The organism is Pseudooceanicola aestuariicola (assembly GCF_045763785.1).
GTDB lineage: Bacteria > Pseudomonadota > Alphaproteobacteria > Rhodobacterales > Rhodobacteraceae > Pseudooceanicola.
This window is the reverse complement of record NZ_JBJGSF010000001.1, coordinates 810,805-827,921: the sequence shown is the minus strand read 5'-3', so window position 1 is coordinate 827,921 and position 17,117 is coordinate 810,805. Positions and strand designations below refer to the sequence as shown.

14 protein-coding genes are annotated in these 17,117 nt (G+C 59.8%); 6 read left to right on the top strand and 8 right to left on the bottom strand.

Translation table 11 applies throughout. The features are described from left to right. Window positions 1-5 precede the first annotated feature (5 nt). Window positions 6-1,121 carry a YhaZ family DNA alkylation repair protein gene (locus ACI3GR_RS03685; RefSeq protein WP_407492685.1) on the bottom strand — a complete coding sequence of 372 codons (1,116 nt, stop codon included), beginning with the start codon at window positions 1,119-1,121 and terminating at the stop codon, window positions 6-8. Continuing rightward, window positions 1,122-1,901 carry an SDR family NAD(P)-dependent oxidoreductase gene (locus ACI3GR_RS03680; protein ID WP_407492684.1) on the bottom strand — a complete coding sequence of 260 codons (780 nt, stop codon included), beginning with the start codon at window positions 1,899-1,901 and terminating at the stop codon, window positions 1,122-1,124. Between the two features lie 181 nt (window positions 1,902-2,082). Here ACI3GR_RS03680 and ACI3GR_RS03675 point away from each other — a divergent pair, with 181 nt between their 5' ends. From ACI3GR_RS03675 to ACI3GR_RS03650, 6 genes are all read left to right on the top strand, one after another. Continuing rightward, window positions 2,083-2,994 (top strand): Hint domain-containing protein, encoded by a 912-nt coding sequence (locus ACI3GR_RS03675; RefSeq protein WP_407492683.1) that lies wholly within the window; start codon window positions 2,083-2,085, stop codon window positions 2,992-2,994. A 150-nt stretch (window positions 2,995-3,144) separates the two neighbouring features. Continuing rightward, window positions 3,145-4,752 (top strand): peptide chain release factor 3, encoded by a 1,608-nt coding sequence (locus ACI3GR_RS03670; RefSeq protein ID WP_407492682.1) that lies wholly within the window; start codon window positions 3,145-3,147, stop codon window positions 4,750-4,752. A gap of 174 nt (window positions 4,753-4,926) precedes the next feature. Then, entirely contained in the window at window positions 4,927-5,829 is a 903-nt protein-coding gene (locus tag ACI3GR_RS03665) for a glycosyltransferase family protein (RefSeq protein WP_407492680.1), read from the top strand. After that, complete coding sequence (locus ACI3GR_RS03660) at window positions 5,826-6,779, top strand: glycosyltransferase family 2 protein (protein ID WP_407492679.1); 954 nt, start codon at window positions 5,826-5,828, stop codon at window positions 6,777-6,779. The genes ACI3GR_RS03665 and ACI3GR_RS03660 overlap by 4 nt, the downstream gene beginning before the upstream one ends. 137 nt (window positions 6,780-6,916) lie before the next feature. Beyond that, window positions 6,917-8,356: a DEAD/DEAH box helicase gene (locus tag ACI3GR_RS03655; protein ID WP_407492678.1), complete on the top strand. Its 1,440-nt coding sequence runs from the start codon at window positions 6,917-6,919 to the stop codon at window positions 8,354-8,356. Between the two features lie 70 nt (window positions 8,357-8,426). Further along, the gene (locus ACI3GR_RS03650) at window positions 8,427-8,744 is read left to right on the top strand and encodes a PilZ domain-containing protein (protein WP_407492677.1); all 318 of its coding nucleotides are present in this window, start codon (window positions 8,427-8,429) and stop codon (window positions 8,742-8,744) included. On the opposite strand, the gene ACI3GR_RS03645 is transcribed toward ACI3GR_RS03650, so the two are convergent. The 6 genes from ACI3GR_RS03645 to nuoL are packed head-to-tail and all read right to left on the bottom strand — an operon-like array spanning window position 8,741 to window position 17,116. Next, complete coding sequence (locus tag ACI3GR_RS03645; RefSeq protein WP_407492676.1) at window positions 8,741-10,411, bottom strand: ribonuclease J; 1,671 nt, start codon at window positions 10,409-10,411, stop codon at window positions 8,741-8,743. The genes ACI3GR_RS03650 and ACI3GR_RS03645 overlap by 4 nt on opposite strands. Then, window positions 10,408-11,187: a type III pantothenate kinase gene (locus ACI3GR_RS03640; protein ID WP_407492675.1), complete on the bottom strand. Its 780-nt coding sequence runs from the start codon at window positions 11,185-11,187 to the stop codon at window positions 10,408-10,410. Before ACI3GR_RS03640 ends, ACI3GR_RS03645 begins: the two co-directional genes overlap by 4 nt. 16 nt (window positions 11,188-11,203) lie before the next feature. Continuing rightward, window positions 11,204-11,962 (bottom strand): biotin--[acetyl-CoA-carboxylase] ligase, encoded by a 759-nt coding sequence (locus ACI3GR_RS03635; protein WP_407492673.1) that lies wholly within the window; start codon window positions 11,960-11,962, stop codon window positions 11,204-11,206. 4 nt (window positions 11,963-11,966) lie between these two features. Further along, window positions 11,967-13,403, bottom strand: coding sequence for an NADH-quinone oxidoreductase subunit NuoN (gene nuoN / locus ACI3GR_RS03630; protein ID WP_407492672.1), 1,437 nt, complete (start codon window positions 13,401-13,403; stop codon window positions 11,967-11,969). Window positions 13,404-13,415: 12 nt separating this feature from the next. Beyond that, entirely contained in the window at window positions 13,416-14,972 is a 1,557-nt protein-coding gene (locus tag ACI3GR_RS03625) for an NADH-quinone oxidoreductase subunit M (RefSeq protein WP_407492671.1), read from the bottom strand. Next, entirely contained in the window at window positions 14,972-17,116 is a 2,145-nt protein-coding gene (gene nuoL / locus ACI3GR_RS03620; protein WP_407492669.1) for an NADH-quinone oxidoreductase subunit L, read from the bottom strand. The genes ACI3GR_RS03625 and nuoL overlap by 1 nt, the downstream gene beginning before the upstream one ends. Window position 17,117: the final 1 nt, after the last annotated feature.

Below are 17,117 nucleotides of genomic sequence, written 5' to 3'. Positions count from 1 at the left end.
TGTCGTCAGGCGGTCAGGGTTACGATGCCACGCGTGCGGATGATACCGTTAACCTGAATGGCAATCTCGTGCGGGCCGGGGTGCAGGCTATAGGTCGTGGCGTCTGCGGGCAGTTTGTGTCGTTTGGTCAGACTAAGCGGCTGTCCAGCGTCAAGGTTCGTGATCGCAAGCTTATGAACCTTTTGCCGACTGCGCCCCCCCGGACGGGCAAAGGTCATCACGTAATCAACCAGAACGGCGAGATCCGTCGCGCTGGTCAGGGTCGTGGTGATCTGCACCGCTTCGCCGATCTGCGCCGTTGCTGGCAAGCTCAGCGCGACGCCCAGTTCAGCGCCCGGGTCGTACCCCAGCAGACGCAGGGCTTGCGGATCGCCCTTTTTCACAAGATCCCGTAAGGCGTGTTTGGTCATCCACGCCAGTTCTTTCGGCTCTTGCCTGCCCGCCTCTGACCAAGCGGTCAGCGCCCGCAAGACAGGCGCGGCATCTTTTTTTGATATATCGTTCAGGTGGTTCGCGACTGATCGCGTCACGAACCGCGTGGGATCGGAGTGCAGCCTGTCCAGCAACGGCAGGGCGTGCGCAGGGTCCGTGGTGATACCCGCGCCCCAAGGCAACCGAGGCCGTGTGCCTTCGCTGACCAATCGGCGGACGTGATAACTGGAATGTTCGGCCCAATCGTTAAGCCTTGCGTAGGTCCGATCCGGCCAGCGCTTCAGGAAATGGCGGATCGCATATTCCATCGAAAACCGCTGCGTCACCTCTTCCAGCAGGACCAGCGCCCGGTCCGGGTGATCCTCCAGCCCGCGCAGGACGGCATATTCGCCCAAGGGACAGAATATGAAATCACCGAAATCATCGTCGCGCAGGGTCGGGTCCAATGGCGGAGGGAGCGCGGCTGTGATCTGGTCCGCCGCTTCGGGGAAATCGTCGGGCAGTGCTGGAACCAGACACTCCGCGATCCATGCAATCCGTTCTTTCAGCTCAAGCTCGGGGAAACGCGACAGGCACCGGGTTTCAAAATTCGGATCAAATTCAGGGTTTTGCGCACGAAAAAGGCCAGCCAGATAGCTGACCTTTTCCGCGTTAAACAGCTGGTCTTTTAATGAGAAATTCTTCGCCATCTACATCGTGGAGTTGAAAGCCCCACCATCCAACAGGATGTTCTGCCCCACCATAAAGCCCACGTGTTGAGAGCACATGAAGGCACATGTCGCCCCGAAATCCGCGGCAGAGCCAATGCGTCCGGTGGGATTTGCGGCGTCGCGCGTCGCCTCGGCCATCTCGACGCTGACGCCTTCGCGTTTCGCCGTCGCCTCGGCCAACGATTTGGCGCGATCTGTTGCGTGCAGGCCGGGCAGCAGGTTGTTGATGATCACACCGTGCTGTGCCACCTGCCGGGACGTCCCCGCGACATAGCCCGTCAGCCCCGCGCGGGCCGAGTTCGACAGACCAAGCTGCGAAATCGGTGACCGGACCGAAGCCGAGGTGATGTTTACCACGCGGCCCCATTTGCGTTCGATCATGTCGGGCACCAAGGCCTTCATCATCGCGATCGGGGCCAGCATGTTGGCATCCAGCGCGGCGATGAAATCTTCGCGGTCCCAATCGGTCCAAAAGCCTGGCGGGGGGCCGCCTGCGTTGTTGACCAGAATGTCGATGTCGCCTGCGGCCTCCAGCACCTCGGCCCGGCCATCGTCTGTGGTGATATCCGCCGCCACAGCGGTGACGTTCACGTTGTACCGGTCGCGGATATCCTGCGCCGTCTTCTCCAACGCCTCGGCGCCGCGTGCGTTGACCACAAGGTCCACCCCCGCTGCCGCCAGCGCCATCGCGCAACCGCGCCCCAAACCCTTTGACGACGCGCAAACAATCGCGCGCTTACCTGAAATTCCCAGGTCCATGTCCACTCCCTTCGGGCGGTGCCCGTTATCCTTATGTTCGCGAAACCCATGTTATTTCGATTACCGACCGGAAACGCAACAATGACGGCAAAACACCCGGGACTTGCCCGGAAGCCGCCACAATCCACCCCTAGCTAATCTGCACCCCGCCCCGTTCGACGTTTGGAAAGGTGAATACCCCATGATTTCGGCCATTGCGAAACCTGCAGCAAGCCTTCCGGTCTATCTGGGCCGTGACCTGACCTGCATGCATGGCGCGAACGAAGGCGACGACCTTACCTTCGCGGCAGAGCTTGCGCTGGACGACGCCTATTGGTTTTCCGAGGACGCCGCGCAACATCGTCTGGGCATTCAGTCCACGAACACTGGCGCAATAACGGTCAGCGACGATACTGGCACCGGCACGCCCGGGGCCGTACTACATCTGGATTCTTGCCTGACATTCATGTCCCCCGACGGCGCCACGACCGAGGTGCTGGTGCTGGTCGAACTCGACCGGGCCGACGCGGTCACCGCCGTTTACGCCCTGCCCCTCGCTCCGCTAAGCCCGCGGGTCGATTATACTCTGGTCGGGATAGACCGTGACGCCGCCCACAAATTTGCCGAGGTCGCCTGCGTGTCGTTCACGCGCGGGACCAAGATCACCTTGGCCTCTGGCGCGCAGAAAAAGATCGAAGCGCTAAAGATCGGCGACCGCGTCCAAACTCGAGACAACGGCGTTCAGGAAATTCGCTGGATTGGCCATTCGACCGTCCGCGCCGTCGGAGAGTTCGCGCCAATTGCCATCCGCAAAGGTGCCGTAAACAACGCCCATGATCTGGTGGTCAGCCCTGACCATCGTTTGTTCATTGATCGGACGACAGGAAAGACTGGAGAGGGACTGGTGAAGGCGCGTCACCTTGTGAACGGCGACACGATCACTCAGCAGGACGGCGGATTTGTTGAATATTTCCAACTGCTTTTTGACCAGCACGAGATCATTTACGCCGAAGGCATCGCCGCGGAAACGTTGATGGTTGATGCCCGTGTGCGCGACTCTGAGCCCAATAAAGTTGATCGAGAACTGGCGGATACCCTTCCCAGTCACGCCTGAAGGCGCGACGGGATCACCCTGTGTCGGAGGCTTATCGCCCCAGCCGGTGTAACGGATTGGCCCAAAACTGCCCCAGCCGGCCTATTCCGCTAAACATCGCATCCTTCTGACACGCTTGCGCGCCTCACGGGCCACGGCTATATGCGCGCCATGTTGGACACGCCCCAGAACCGCCCCGAATTGCCGCCCGAAATCGCACGTCGCCGTACGTTCGCGATCATCTCGCACCCGGATGCGGGCAAGACGACCCTGACGGAAAAATTCCTTCTGTTCGGCGGGGCGATCCAGATGGCCGGTCAGGTCCGTGCCAAGGGCGAAGCGCGGCGGACGCGGTCCGACTTTATGCAGATGGAAAAAGATCGCGGCATCTCGGTATCGGCCTCTGCGATGTCTTTTGATTACAAGACCTTCCGCTTCAATCTTGTTGACACGCCCGGCCACTCGGACTTTTCCGAAGATACGTACCGTACGCTGACCGCCGTGGATGCCGCCGTGATGGTGATCGACGGGGCGAAGGGTGTGGAAAGCCAGACGCAGAAACTGTTCGAAGTTTGCCGTCTGCGCGACCTTCCCATCTTGACCTTTTGCAACAAGATGGACCGTGAAAGCCGCGATACCTTCGATATTATTGACGAAATCCAAGAAAACCTTGCGATCGACGTCACGCCCGCTTCTTGGCCTATCGGGTCGGGGTCAGAGTTTGTTGGATGTTATGACATCCTGCGCGATCGGTTGGAATTGATGGACCGCGCCGACCGGAACCGCGTGGCCGAGACGATCCAGATCGAAGGTCTGGACGATCCGAAACTGGCTGAACATGTGCCCGCCCACCTGCTGGAAAAGCTGGTGGAAGAGGTCGAGATGGCGCGCGAACTGCTTCCGACGCTTGATCGGAAATCGGTGCTCGAAGGGCATATGACGCCGATCTGGTTTGGCTCTGCTATCAACTCTTTCGGGGTCAAAGAACTGATGGACGGCATCGGGACTTATGGGCCCGAACCGCAGGTTCAATCTGCCGAGCCGCGCCAGATCTCGCCAGATGAGACAAAGGTTTCCGGCTTTGTTTTCAAGGTCCAAGCCAACATGGACCCCAAGCACCGGGACCGCGTCGCCTTTGTCCGCATGGCCTCTGGCCACTTTGAGCGGGGCATGAAGCTGACCCATGTCCGGACGAAAAAGCCGATGGCGATTTCCAACCCGGTCCTGTTTTTGGCCGCTGACCGCGAATTGGCCGAAGAGGCCTGGGCCGGCGACATCATCGGCATTCCGAACCACGGCCAGCTGCGCATCGGCGACACCCTGACAGAGGGTGAGGCGCTGCGCGTCACCGGGATCCCGTCGTTTGCACCAGAGCTGCTGCAATCTGTGCGCGCCGGCGATCCGATGAAGGCGAAACACCTTGAGAAAGCCTTGATGCAATTCGCAGAAGAAGGGGCGGCCAAGGTTTTCAAGCCGACCTTCGGATCGGGCTTTATCGTCGGCGTCGTCGGGCCGCTGCAATTCGAAGTTCTGGGCAGCCGGATTGAGATGGAATACGGCTTACCCGTACGGTTTGATCAGTCACAGTTCACCTCGGCCAGATGGGTGAAGGGTGACCGCCAAGCCGTTGAAAAATTTGCCGCAGCGAACAAACAGCATATCGCCGAAGACCACGATGGCGACGTCGTTTACCTGACGCGCTTGCAGTGGGACATCGACCGGGTCGAGCGGGATTACCCGGATGTGACACTGACGGCGACCAAGGAAATGATGGCCTGATCCAGACTTGTCAGACGCGCCACGACAGGACAGTCTGATCCTATGACGCTTCCTGACGGCTCCTTGGCTCACCCAACTGTGGATAACTCGCAAGAGTTTCGCCATGTCAGAACGTTGGACTGGACAGCTCACGCACTTCCCCTCCCCCCCGCCGGGCCGCCCACGTGGGGTGTCGTGTCGACGGTCAAAGGCGACACAACCGCCATCGCCCGGTTTGTCGCCTGGCATCTTGAACTCGGGGCCGAAAGCGTATCGCTGTACTTCGACGCCCCAGATGCCGCCCAGATCGAAGCCTTGCGGCATCCCCGGGTCAAACTGGTGGCCTGTGACGACGCACATTGGGACCGCCGCCGCTTTAGGCCAGAGCAACATCAACTGCGTCAGGTGCGCAACGCAACCGAGGAATGGCGCAACACCCGTCACGAATGGCTGGCCCATATCGACATGGACGAGTTTCTGCTGCCGCCAAAATCTATGACGGATATTCTGGCCGACATACCAAACGATTGCGCGGCGCTGCGCGTCCCACCGGTCGAACAGCTTGCTGGTGGTGAAGGACGCCTTTTCAAACGCACTGCGACGGACGCCGGATTGAAAAAAGCCGCGTTGAGAGAGGTTTATCCGAATTTCGGACACTACCTACGCGGAGGGTTTCTAAGCCATCTGGAGGGCAAGATCCTGCTGCGCGCAGGCGGACAACCACGGGCCGAAAAGGTTCGGTTGGGCATCCATATGGCTTTTTGGCATGGTGAACGGATCTCTAATCGGATCACCCTGCCCGACCTGCCTTTGGGTCACGCGCATGCTCCGGATTGGGAGACCTTTGAAAGACATCTGGCCTTCAGGCGCAGCAAGGGCTCCTATCGTAACAAGATTGGCGAACGGTTCCTTCTGGCCGAGCTTCTTGATTTTCTGGAAGCAGAAGAGGGCGAAGACGGCTTTCGGATGCTTTTTTCAGAAGTCGCTGAGGCAACGCCGTCGCTGATCGAGAAACTTGGTAAACGAAATATGTTGCTGGAGTATCCACTGGATTTGGAAGGGCCCTTAAGCCGCTGGTACCCGGAACTTTTGCGATGACGACTTGGGGCATTGTCTCGACCGTCCGCGCCCCGATGGCAGAGGTTCTGGCATTCGCCGCATGGCATTTGGAAATGGGTGCGCATCGGTTGTACCTTTACCTTGATGCGCCAGATGAGAACCTTTTGGAAAAACTAAAGACTCATCCAAGGATCAGGCCGGTCGTCACGGACGACGCCTATTGGGACCAGCGCGGCAGGCGTCCCAAAAAACATCAGGTGCGTCAGGTTCGCAATGCCACAAGGACGTATCGACGGCGAGCCGATGTCGATTGGCTGGCGCATATCGACGTGGACGAATTTCTGATCCCCGAGGCGCCAATCGACACTTTGCTATCGAGTTTGACCGAAGGCACTCAAGTCGCGCGCATGCGGCCGATGGAGGCCTTGGCTCAACCTGCAGAGCCTCAGACATACTGGAATTTCAAGACGTTGACGTTGGATCGTCAAACCCGCCGTTCCCAGTCCGAGCGTGTCTGGCCAACCTATGGCCCCTACCTGAACGGTGGGTTCCTTAGCCATGTCGCGGGCAAAATCTTTGTCCGGGCCGGACTGCCAGATGCCGACTTCAAAATTCATAACGTCTACTCGGACGGTCAGGAAAACCCGAATTCTGTAGAATTCGATCAGGTCGCCTTGGCGCATATGCACGCCAAATCTTGGCCCGACTGGCTGGCCCATTATCGCTTCCGTCATCAACAAGGATCGTATCGGGCAGAGCTGAAGCCTGACCGCCCGCGCGACAAGGGCGGCCTGTCGCTTCACGAATTGTTTGCCATGATAGAAGCGGAAGGTGGGGAAAGCGCGCTAAGGTTGTTCTTTGACGAAGTCTGTGCGTCGACCCCCGGTCATCTCGATCGCCTCGCCGCCGAAGGGCTATTGCGTCGGGTCGAATTGCCGTTGGAGGAGGTCCGTGAAAAACATTTCGGCGACAGCCCCGCAGCGACGTAACGGGTACCTGTTTGACGAAACAGTGTTTTTTCTATACCACCGCGCTAATTGGACCGAATTGAGTTATACTCTGCCATAGGGGCAAAAGGTCCAAATCGCCGAGCGGGCCAAGACGTGTCCGCAAACCACGGATACGTATGACAAAATTCACTGATTTGAATCTGGACCCCAAGGTCCTGAAAGCTATTGCCGAGGCCGGTTACGAATCGCCGACCCCCATTCAGGCCGGCGCGATTCCGCCAGCCCTGCTCGGACAAGACGTTCTGGGCATCGCGCAAACCGGAACAGGTAAGACAGCCAGCTTCACGCTGCCGATGATTACGCTGCTTGCCAAAGGGCGTGCCCGTGCGCGGATGCCGCGGAGCCTTGTCCTCTGCCCGACGCGTGAGTTGGCCGCACAAGTTGCCGAGAATTTCGACACTTACACCAAGCACCTAAAGCTTACCAAAGCCTTGCTGATTGGTGGGGTCTCGTTCAAGGAACAAGACCAGTTGATCGACCGTGGCGTCGATGTATTGATCGCGACGCCGGGCCGCCTACTTGACCATTTCGAACGTGGTAAGCTTTTGCTGACGGGCGTTCAGATCATGGTCGTGGATGAAGCTGACCGGATGCTCGACATGGGCTTTATCCCTGATATCGAACGCATATTCTCTTTGACGCCGTTCACGCGGCAGACGCTTTTCTTCTCGGCTACGATGGCGCCCGAGATCGAGCGAATTACCAATACCTTCCTTTCCGCTCCTGCCCGGATCGAAGTGGCGCGTCAGGCGACCACCTCTGAGACGATCGAACAGGGCGTGGTCATGTTCAAAGGGTCGCGCAAGGATCGCGAGGCATCCGAGAAACGCCGCGTGCTGCGCGATCTGATTGAATCCGAAGGCGAGGCCTGCCGGAATGCGATCATTTTCTGTAACCGCAAGATGGACGTCGACGTTACGGCGAAGTCTTTGAAAAAGTACGGTTACGACGCTGCGCCGATCCACGGTGACCTGGACCAATCGCAGCGAATGAAGACACTGGATGGCTTCCGCGATGGGACCCTTCGGTTCCTCGTCGCCTCTGACGTGGCCGCACGCGGTCTGGACATTCCGAACGTGAGCCATGTGTTCAACTTCGACGTGCCTTCGCACGCCGAGGATTATGTGCACCGGATCGGCCGGACAGGTCGTGCAGGTCGCCAAGGTAAAGCGATCATGATCTGCGTCCCGCGGGATGAAAAGAACCTTGCCGATATCGAAAGCTTGGTTGAGCAAACCATACCGCGCCTAGAGGTTCCGGGAGCAAAGGACGCGAAGCCCGCGCCGGACGCCGCTGAAACCAAAGACGAAAAGCCGAAGCGGACGCGCAGCCGGTCGAAGCCAAAGGCAGAAGAAATGCCTGCAGTAGAGACGAAGGTGGCAGATACCCCCCCTGCCGAAACGCAAGCAGCTGGTGAAAATGATGACAAGGGCCGCGATCGCGGTGGGCGTCGTCGCGGTGGCGGCGGTCGCAAGGACGACAACAAAGTCGTCGGCATGGGCGATCACATGCCCAGCTTTATCGCGCTGAGCTTTGACGAACGGCGCGCCGGCTAAGCAACGATCTTCAGCTATTATTAAGATGCAGCCCCTACCCTTCCGAATAGGATCGGTAGGGGTTTTTTTTATGCATAAACTTGCATCAGTGATCGACCAACGCCAACAGGTTCGCGTCTGCGTCAATCTGATGGGCGTGGCGGACTTTCCGACGACCAAAGCCAGCCTGCGCGTCATCGACCTGTCGTTAGGCGGCGCGCGGGTCGAACTACCGATGCATGTATCGCTGTATGACATACGCCAGGTTCAAGCGCTGACCATTGCTGGCTGTCTTTATGCCAAGGTGGCGTGGCGCTGGTCGCGGGACCGGCAAGCGGGGCTAGAGTTCCTTGCCCCCGCGCTGGCCCGATCATCGGTGACCGAGCTTATGCGCGAGGCACAGGGTTAAGTCAGGCGGCTGACGACAACCGTGACTTCGGGCTTTTTGCCGATTTCGTCGTTGGCAGATTGGCGGACCACGCGGCGCAGCGCCTCTTCGATCTTGCCGTCATCGGACAAGGTCGCGCCATTTGCACGGTTCAGGAACTGGCTCAGGTCTTCTTCCAGAACGTCCTGCAGCGCGGCTTGCGACCGCCCCATTTCCGGCAAGCCCATCAGGTCGCACCAAGGATCGCCAAGCGGATCGTCGTTTTCGTCCAGAACCACCGTCACGGTCACATGACCGTTCAGTGCCATTCGGATACGGTCGCGAATAACACCGTCCAGCGCGCCCACCTGAACAGACCCATCCAGATAGGTCCGCCCGGTTTCAACATATTCTACCACCTCGGGCGCATTGCCCGACAGCGATACCATCGTGCCGTTGACGGCCAGAACACCCTTGCGACGGTTCTGTTCGGCCAGCTTGGTGTGTTCGCGCAGGTGGCGGTGTTCGCCGTGCATCGGGATGACGATCTGCGGGTTCACCACTTCGTGCATCTTGAGCAGGTCGGGGCGGTTCGCGTGGCCCGACACGTGATAAAGGCCAGAGCTGTCGTCGACGATGTCCACACCCAGTTCCGAGAACGAGTTGATGATGTGGATCACGCCTTTTTCGTTGCCGGGGATCGTTTTGGACGAGAACAGGAAAGTGTCGCCTTCCTTCATCGTCAGCCCCATATGCTTGCCTCGCGCCAATTGGGCCGAGGCTGCACGGCGTTCACCCTGCGATCCGGTGACGATCAGCATCAGGTTTTCGCGCGGGATGTTCTTGGCATCCTCGGGCGATACGACGGTCGGGAAATCGGACAGCACGCCGGTCTTGATAGACGCCTCGATCATCCGGCGCATGGCACGGCCCAGCAGGCAGATTGATCGCCCGGCAGCGGCACCCGCGTCGGCCAGCGTTTTCACCCGCGCGACGTTCGAGGCAAATGTCGTGGCGACGAACATGCCGGTCGACTCGTTCACCAGTTTGGTGATCTCGGGGCCGACAACGGCTTCGGACCGGCCTTCGTTATGCGAAAAAACGTTGGTGGAATCGCAAATCAGCGCGCGGACCCCGGAGGACGCGACCTCTTTCCACAGTTCCTCGTTGAACGCCTCACCCACCAGCGGGGTTTCATCCAGTTTGAAGTCACCGGTGTGGATCACGCGGCCTTCGGGGCTGTCGATGACCAGTGCAGAGCTTTCGGGGATGGAGTGCGAAATCGGCAGGAAGCCCACCTTGAATGGGCCCGCGTCCACCTGATCGGGCCACGCGTTGCAGATTTTGACCGCGTTGTCCCCTACCCCGTATTCCGCCAGCTTGCCGCGCGCGATGTTGCCGGTGAAGGCACGCGCATAGACCTTGGGCATGCCCAGACGTTCGTACAGGTGGCCGATAGCGCCGACGTGGTCTTCGTGCGCGTGGGTGATGAACACGGCCTCTAGCTGGTTCTTGCGTTCTTCCAGCCACGTGATGTCGGCAAAGATCAGATCGACGCCGGGGGTGGTGTCCATATCGGGAAAAGCGACACCGATATCGACAAGGATCAGCCGTTCCTCTCCGGGCGCGCCATAGCCGTAGACATAGGCGTTCATGCCAATTTCCCCGGCGCCGCCGAGGGGGAGATAGATCAGCCGTTCATTGCTCATACGTTGCCCTGTTCGCGATTGTAGTCGTAGATGATCCGCAAGCCGTGGATCGTCAGGAATTCATCAAATTCGTCATAGAGCGTATCGCCCTGCGCGAAGAGCGGCGCAAGGCCTCCGGTCGAAATAACCTTCATCGGGCGCTCATATTCCGCCTTGATACGTTCGGTAATTTCACGGACCAGCCCAACATAGCCCCAGAACACGCCCGACTGCATGCAGGCCACGGTATTAGTTCCGATAACCTTCTGCGGTTTGGTGACGTCGACATGAGGTAGCGCCGCGGCCATTTCGTGCAAGGCCTGCAGCGACAGGTTCACACCGGGCGCGATGATGCCGCCGACGTAGGCGCCGTCTTCTGCCACAACATCAAAGGTGGTCGCCGTGCCGAAATCCACCACGATCAGGTTACCGCCATAACGGTCAAACCCGCCGGCTGCGTTCACCAGACGGTCGGGGCCGACGACTGTGCCTTCGTCCACGCGCGGCTGCGTGGGCAACAGGCATTCGGGCTTACCCACGACATAAGGACGGCAGTTGAAGTAGCGATCGGCAAGGACCCGAAGATTGAACACCACCCGCGGCACGGTGGACGAGATGATGACCGCGTTGATGTCCATCGGTATCTTATGGTGGCTCAGCAGAGTCGACAGCCAGACGTAGTATTGATCCGCCGTCCGCTGATGTTCGGTCGAGGTGCGCAGGGTGCACAGGAACTTCTCTCCGTCCCAGATAGAAAAGACGGTGTTCGTATTGCCGGTGTCGATGGTGAGAAGCATCCGCTGCCTCCTGAAGTTAGAAGAAGATATCGGCGGCCGCGATGGTCTGGCGGCCTTGGGATGTGGTCAGGACGATCTGACCGTGGTCATCGATCGTCTCAAACGTGCCAATGGTTTCCGAGGTCCCCGTGCGTGCCGTGACCTGATCGCCCAGATGTGCCGCGCGGGTCAACCACGCGGTGCGGATCGGGGCGAAGCCGTAGGATAGGAATTGCGCCTCGTAGCGCGCAAAGGCGGCGGCGAGGAAGGTCAGGAAATCCTCGGGCGATGGGGCCGGTCCCTGTTCGGTCAGGGCGACGGGGCGCAGGGCGCGCTCTTCGACCTCGTTTGCGCCGGGGGCGGCGACCAGGTTCACGCCGATGCCGATGGATACCGCGGTGACATGCCCGCCAGACTGCAATGTCTCAAGCAGGATACCGGCCAGCTTGCCGCCGTTCAGCAGCACGTCATTCGGCCATTTCAGCGCCAGACTGTCGGTCCGTCCGGTCGCCGCCACACAGGCGTCATATAGCGCCAGCGCGGTCGTAAAACTACGCAGGGCGATCCGGTCGGGTGTATCGGTTATGGGCAGGATCAAGTTGGCGGCAAAGTTGCCCTTGGGCATGGACCATGGGCGCCCACGCCGTCCGCGGCCTTGGGTCTGGTGCAGGGCCAGTACCCATGTCGGTTGGTTGATCCCTGCGGCGTGGCGGCGCTGCGCCTCTGACAGGGTGCTGTCGGTACTGTCTAGGATGATGCGGTCATGGCCCGAAGGCCATGACAATGCGTCCGTCATAGGATCAGTTGACCAGCGACGCGGCGGCGGCCTGCGCCATGCCATCGATCCCGAACAGGTTCACGATGCCAAGGATCATCACCGCAGCCGATGCCATCAGCAGCGTGAACAGAACCGGGGATTTGCCGCTATCCAGCTGCGCGCCTTCCTGACCGAAGTACATGAAGAACACGATGCGCAGGTAGTAATACGCACCAATGGCCGAGGCTACGGCGGACAGCGCCACCAGCCAGACCATGTCAGCCGCGATACCTGCCTGCCAGACACCCAGCTTGGCAAAGAAGCCCAGCATCGGCGGCACACCCGCCAGAGAGAACAGCAGCACCAGCATCGCCAGCGCCTTGGCCGGTTCATGCTTGGCGTAGAGGTTCAGCGACGCGATATCGGTCACCGGTTCGCCATCGCGCTGCATCGACAGGATGAAGGCGAAAGTCCCGATGTTCATGGTCACATAAATCGCCATGTATGTCAGCATGGCGCTGACGCCCGCCTCATTCCCGGCGGCAAGACCGATCAGCGCGTATCCCATGTGGGCGATAGACGAATAGGCCATCAGGCGTTTGATGTTGGTCTGGCCGATGGCGGCGATCGCGCCAAGGAACATCGACAGAACCGACATCAGGGCCACGATCTGTTGCCAGTCGCTGACCACGCCACCGAAGGCGTCGTGCATCACACGGGCGAACAGGCCCATGGCCGCAACCTTGGGGGCCGTGGCAAAGAAGGCTGTGATGGGGGTCGGTGCGCCTTCATAGACGTCCGGGGTCCACATGTGGAAGGGCACGGCGCTGACTTTGAAGGCCAGACCCGACAGCATGAAGACGATCCCGAACAACAGGCCAAGTGCCGCCTGGCCTTCGCCCGCCGCAGCCACGATGCCGGAAAACAGCGTGGTGCCAGCAAAGCCGTAGACAAGCGATGCACCATAAAGCAGCAGACCCGAGGACAGCGCGCCCAGCACGAAGTACTTCAGACCAGCCTCGGTCGAACGGACAGAGTCACGACGCAGCGATGCGACGACGTAAAGCGCCAGCGATTGCAGTTCGAGCCCCATGTAGAGCGCGATCAGGTCCCCGGCCGACACCATCATCATCATCCCGACCGCCGAAAGTGCGACCAGAATGGGATATTCGAACCGCAGGATGTTGCGTCGCTCCATGTATTGCTGGCCCATGACCAGAACGATGGCGCCAGACAGCAGCAGGGTTACCTTCGCAAAGCGTGCGAAGGCGTCATCGACGAACATGCCGCCGAATGCCGGGTTGGTGCCTTCCCCCGTCAGGGCGATCCACAGCGCGATCAGCGCCATGACACCTGCGGTGATCCACGTCAGCGCCGGGGCAAGTTTGTCCTTGCTTGTGTAGACGGCCCCCAAGAGCGCCAGCATCGCAAAGGCGGACAGCAGGATTTCCGGGAGGATGATATTCAGATCGGCCGACATCAGCGGACCCCCTTAGTGCGAAGTAGCGGCAGCAACGCGGCTGTCGCCCATGCGATCAGCTGCGGCCAGTGCCGTTTCATGGTCATCAATCAGCGCCTCGACCGAGGGGCCGATCACATCGGTCACAAGGCTGGGGTAGACCCCCAGCAGCAGGGTCATGGCCACCAGCGGCGCAAAGATCCAGCGTTCGCGCGACGTCATGTCCTGAATGGATTTCAGGCTTTCCTTGATCAGTTCCCCCATGACCACCCGGCGATAGAGGTACAGTGCATAGGCGGCCGACAAGATCACGCCAGAGGTCGCGACCAGCGCCACCCATGTATTGACCTGGAAGATACCCATCAGCGTCAGGAATTCACCGATAAAGCCAGAGGTGCCCGGCAGGCCGACGTTGGCCATGGTGAACAGCATGAAGATCAGCGCATAGGCCGGCATCCGGTTCACCAGGCCGCCATAGGCGTCGATGTCGCGGGTGTGCATCCGGTCATAGATCACGCCGACGCACAGGAAGAGCGCGCCCGAGATGAAGCCGTGGCTGATCATCTGGAAAATCGCGCCGTCGATCCCCTGCTGGTTCGCTGCGAAGATGCCCATGGTCACATAGCCCATGTGCGCGACCGACGAATAGGCGATCAGCTTTTTCATGTCTTCCTGCACCAGCGCGACGAGCGAGGTGTAGACGATCGCGATGGCCGACATCCACAGAACCAGAGGCGTCAGCACGTCGGACCCAACGGGGAACATCGGCAGAGAGAACCGCAGGAAGCCGTAGCCGCCCATTTTCAGCAGGATCGCCGCCAGAACCACGGACCCAGCCGTCGGCGCCTGAACGTGCGCGTCTGGCAGCCAGGTGTGGACCGGCCACATTGGCATCTTCACTGCAAAGGACGCGAAGAAGGCCAAGAACAGGATCGTTTGCATCCCGCCGACGATCTGAATGCCCAGCAGGCTGAAGGTTTCCGACCCGAAGTCATGCGCCAGCAGCGTCGGGATATCGGTCGTGCCTGCGTCGGCGTACATGGCGACCATGGCCACCAGCATCAGAACCGAGCCGAGGAAGGTATAAAGGAAGAACTTGAACGACGCGTAGATGCGGTTCTGACCGCCCCAGATGCCGATGATCAGGAACATGGGGATCAGGCCTGCTTCGAAGAACAGGTAGAACAGCACCATGTCCAGCGCCATGAAGACGCCCAGCATCAGGGTTTCCAGCAGCAGGAAGGCGATCATGTATTCCTTGACCCGGCTGGTCACGCCCCAGGACGCGGCGATGGTCAGCGGCATCATGAAGCTGGTCAGCAGGACAAACAGGACCGAGATACCGTCGACGCCCATCTTGTACTGCAGGCCCATCAGCCAGTCGCGTTCTTCCACGAACTGGAAGCCGGTTTCCGAGGGGTCGAACCCGAACAGGATGAATAGCGAGATCAGGAAAGTCAGGACCGTCGCGATCAGGGCCACCCACTTTGCGTTGCGCTGCCCGGCCTCATCATCGCCGCGCAGGAAGACCGCAAGGATCAGCGCTGCGATGGCAGGCAGGAACGTGGTGATCGAAAGAAGGTTGCTCATTATTCCGCCCCTCCGCCGATCGTCATCCAGGTCACGAAGACCGCGATGCCGATGACCATGGCAAATGCATAAGTGAAGATATAGCCGGACTGCGCGCGGCCAGCGAGCCGGGTGAAGAAGGGGATGATCCCCATGGCCACACCGTTAATACCGCCGTCGATCGTGTTCTGATCGCCGCGTTTCCAGAAGAACTTACCGATCCAGAAGGCCGGGCGGACAAAGATGAAATCGTAGATTTCGTCAAAGTACCATTTGTTCAGCAGGAACAGGTACAGGGGGCGGTTCGCCTCGGCCACGCGGGACGGCATGGAGGGGTTCCAGATGTAGAACCACAGCGCCGTCAGAAGGCCGATGACCATCGCGACGAAGGGGCTGATCTTAACCCAGACCGGCGCATGGTGCGCGTCGTCCATCACGTGATTGTCGGGGGCCATGTAGATCGCGCCTTCGGGCGCCATGCCTGCATGGGCCATGTCGGCACCGTGATCGGCGGCTTCAGTCGTGGCTGCGGGCTCTGTCGCGGCTTCTTCCTCACCGTTGACCTCATCGGCAGCTGCCTGAAGCTCTGCCACGTCCTCGGCATGCTCTTCATCCGCGGCGGCTTCGTGATGGGCCGGGATACCAAAGAAGGCGTTGACCCGGTTGTGATCGCCAAAGAAAGATCCGTACCAGACCATACCAGAGAAGATCGCGCCAAGCGCCAGAACACCAAGCGGCACCAGCATGACGGTCGGGCTTTCGTGCGCGTGATCGTGCGTATGCTTGTCACCGCGCGGAGTGCCGAAGAAGGTCAGGAAGATCAGGCGCCACGAGTAGAAAGACGTGAACAGCGCCGCGATCACCAGCATCCAGAAGGCATAGCCCCCTGCGGTGCCGGCCCATGCGGATTCAATCACAGCGTCCTTGGACAGGAAGCCCGCGAAACCGATGTGAGTCAGCGGAATACCGACACCCGTGATGGCCAGCGTCCCGATCATCATCGCCCAGAAAGTATAGGGCAGCTTTTTCCGCAGTCCGCCATAGTTCCGCATGTCCTGTTCGTGGTGCATCCCGTGGATGACCGAACCGGCGCCAAGGAACAGCATCGCCTTGAAGAAAGCGTGGGTGAACAGGTGGAACATCGCGACAGAGTAGACGCCGACGCCCGCGGCCACGAACATGTAGCCCAGCTGCGAACAGGTCGAATAGGCGATCACGCGTTTGATGTCGTTCTGCACCAGACCCACGGTCGCGGCAAAGAAGGCCGTTGTGGCACCAAGGAAAGTGACAAAGGCCATCGCCTCGGGCGCGTATTCCATCAGCGGCGACATACGGCAGACAAGGAAGACGCCTGCCGTCACCATGGTTGCGGCGTGGATCAGGGCCGACACCGGGGTCGGGCCTTCCATCGCGTCAGGCAGCCAGGTGTGCAGCAGCAGCTGCGCCGATTTACCCATTGCACCGACGAACAGCAGGAAGGCCAGCAGGTTCGCCGCGTTGAATTCCGTCCAGAGGAAGTGCAGCTGCGTCTCGGCCAGTTGCGGTGCGGCCGCGAAAACGTCGTCGAACTTGATGGAGTCGGTCAGGTAGAACAGGCCGAAGATGCCAAGCGCAAAGCCAAAGTCACCGACGCGGTTGACGATGAAAGCCTTCATCGCGGCTGCGTTGGCAGACGGTTTACGATAGTAGAAACCGATCAGAAGGTAGGATGCGACGCCCACGCCTTCCCAGCCAAAGAACATCTGGACCAGATTGTCCGAGGTCACCAGCATCAGCATCGCGAAGGTGAAGAACGACAGGTAGGCGAAGAAGCGCGCGCGGTAGCTTTCTTCCCCGTCTTTGAAGTTGTCGTCATGCGCCATGTAGCCAAAGCTATAGAGGTGCACCAAGGCAGACACGGTCGTGACCACGATCAACATGATCGAAGTCAGGCGGTCCAGACGGATACCCCAAGAGGTCGACAGCGATCCGGATTCGATCCAGCGTAGGATTTCGATGTGCTGGGTTTCGGGACCATGGGTCAGGAAGGTGATCCAAGACAGGATGGCGGCCAGAAACAGCAACCCGGTGGTGACCCATTGCGCGCCCTTGATCGAAATGACGCGCCAGCCAAAGCCTGCGATCAAAGCGCCGATCAGCGGAGCGAAGAGGATGGTAGCTAGCATC

What these genes read in the sequence shown, in the direction of transcription:
- ACI3GR_RS03685 (WP_407492685.1), bottom strand. Translation starts at nt 1,121, where the DNA reads ATGGCGAAGAATTTCTCATTAAAAGACCAGCTGTTTAACGCGGAAAAG.
- ACI3GR_RS03680 (WP_407492684.1), bottom strand. Translation starts at nt 1,901, where the DNA reads ATGGACCTGGGAATTTCAGGTAAGCGCGCGATTGTTTGCGCGTCGTCA.
- ACI3GR_RS03675 (WP_407492683.1), top strand. Translation starts at nt 2,083, where the DNA reads ATGATTTCGGCCATTGCGAAACCTGCAGCAAGCCTTCCGGTCTATCTG.
- ACI3GR_RS03670 (WP_407492682.1), top strand. Translation starts at nt 3,145, where the DNA reads ATGTTGGACACGCCCCAGAACCGCCCCGAATTGCCGCCCGAAATCGCA.
- ACI3GR_RS03660 (WP_407492679.1), top strand. Translation starts at nt 5,826, where the DNA reads ATGACGACTTGGGGCATTGTCTCGACCGTCCGCGCCCCGATGGCAGAG.
- ACI3GR_RS03655 (WP_407492678.1), top strand. Translation starts at nt 6,917, where the DNA reads ATGACAAAATTCACTGATTTGAATCTGGACCCCAAGGTCCTGAAAGCT.
- ACI3GR_RS03650 (WP_407492677.1), top strand. Translation starts at nt 8,427, where the DNA reads ATGCATAAACTTGCATCAGTGATCGACCAACGCCAACAGGTTCGCGTC.
- ACI3GR_RS03645 (WP_407492676.1), bottom strand. Translation starts at nt 10,411, where the DNA reads ATGAGCAATGAACGGCTGATCTATCTCCCCCTCGGCGGCGCCGGGGAA.
- ACI3GR_RS03640 (WP_407492675.1), bottom strand. Translation starts at nt 11,187, where the DNA reads ATGCTTCTCACCATCGACACCGGCAATACGAACACCGTCTTTTCTATC.
- ACI3GR_RS03635 (WP_407492673.1), bottom strand. Translation starts at nt 11,962, where the DNA reads ATGACGGACGCATTGTCATGGCCTTCGGGCCATGACCGCATCATCCTA.
- nuoN (WP_407492672.1), bottom strand. Translation starts at nt 13,403, where the DNA reads ATGTCGGCCGATCTGAATATCATCCTCCCGGAAATCCTGCTGTCCGCC.
- ACI3GR_RS03625 (WP_407492671.1), bottom strand. Translation starts at nt 14,972, where the DNA reads ATGAGCAACCTTCTTTCGATCACCACGTTCCTGCCTGCCATCGCAGCG.
- nuoL (WP_407492669.1), bottom strand. Translation starts at nt 17,116, where the DNA reads ATGCTAGCTACCATCCTCTTCGCTCCGCTGATCGGCGCTTTGATCGCA.